2 protein-coding genes are annotated in these 1,205 nt (G+C 67.0%); one reads left to right on the top strand and one right to left on the bottom strand.

Annotated features, from left to right (window positions below):
• Nucleotides 1-558 (top strand): DivIVA domain-containing protein (locus ACFWF3_RS36485; RefSeq protein WP_379318772.1); only part of this gene is annotated, 558 nt, incomplete at its 5' end.
• A 134-nt stretch (nucleotides 559-692) separates the two neighbouring features.
• Here the strand turns inward: ACFWF3_RS36485 and ACFWF3_RS36480 are convergent.
• Nucleotides 693-1,205 carry a GtrA family protein gene (locus tag ACFWF3_RS36480; RefSeq protein WP_378626902.1) on the bottom strand — a complete coding sequence of 171 codons (513 nt, stop codon included), beginning with the start codon at nucleotides 1,203-1,205 and terminating at the stop codon, nucleotides 693-695.

Genomic DNA, 1,205 nt, shown 5'->3' with positions numbered 1-1,205 from the left:
GATGTGAGCCGCACCCACTTCGCCATGCCGACCCTGGGGCACCGCGGCTACCACGCAGACGAGGTCGACGCCTTCCTGGAACGGGTGTCGGCCACCCTCGACGGGCAGGGCGCGCTCACCGCCGACGACATCCGTCACGTGCACTTCGGCGCACCGCGCTTCGGCGGTCGCGGATATCAGGCCGATCAGGTCGACGACTTCCTCGACCGGGTGCGGACCGAGCTCGAACATCGCCAGAAGGGCGGCGCCCCCGTTCCGGCGGCGCGCGCGGGCGACGATGTCGCCGAGATGCTCACCCCCGACGATGTGCACCGCATGCGGTTCACCCAGTCCGCCGTCGGCAGGCGCGGCTACCACGAGGAAGAGGTCGACGCCTTCCTCGACCTGGTCGCGGCGACCCTGGCCCACAACGGCCCCGGCAGCCTCACCACCGCCGATGTGCGGGGCGTCCGCTTCACCGACACCCGCCTCGGCACCCGCGGCTACGCCCGCGAAGAAGTCGACGCCTTCATCGACCTGGTGATCACCGCACTGGAACACCCCGAGCGCCGTCAGTAATCTTTGCGGCTGGCGCCGCTGGTTTTCGGCCTGGGAACCTTGATCTTCCCTCCCTACGGGTACTCCTTCGTCGCACCCTTCGGTCAGTCCAGATCAAGGCGGCCGAAAACCCCCATCGGCGGCTGCGCCGGTTCCTACCCTTGGATGCTGTGGAGTTCGGCTTCGCGCAGGTCGTCGGGAAAGACGTAGCGGCGGAAGGCCCAGAAGCGGAACGCCATGGCCAGCAGGACGCCGAGGATCTGTCCCGAGATGAAGTTGGCGACCATCTGTACCGTCGGATCCACGTGCGGCACACGCAGATTCAGCGCGTAGAGCGACAGCGCCTGCGGAATCATGGTGACCACGATGCCCAAGGCGCTGACCGCGAAGAACAGGGCCGCTTCGTGACTGCGCTGGCGCCCGCCTCGTGCGTTGAACGACCACTCGCGGTTGAGGATATAGGAGGCGATGGTCGCGATCAGCGCCCCGAGCAGGCGCGCGGTGAGCGGCTTGTCGCCGAGCACCGTCAGTTTCACCGCGTACACAACGCCCGTGTCGATGAACCAGGTGATCGCACCGACCACGGCGAATTTCAGAAGTTCCCGATGCTTCAAGAGCAGGGAACGCAACGGCTCGGGGAGTCGTTGCACCACCTCTAGGACTGCCAC

It is taken from the genome of Nocardia sp. NPDC060220, assembly GCF_042727815.1.
Lineage (GTDB): Bacteria > Actinomycetota > Actinomycetes > Mycobacteriales > Mycobacteriaceae > Nocardia.
The sequence above is the reverse complement of the archived record's forward strand: the minus strand, read 5'-3'. Positions and strand labels throughout refer to the sequence as shown.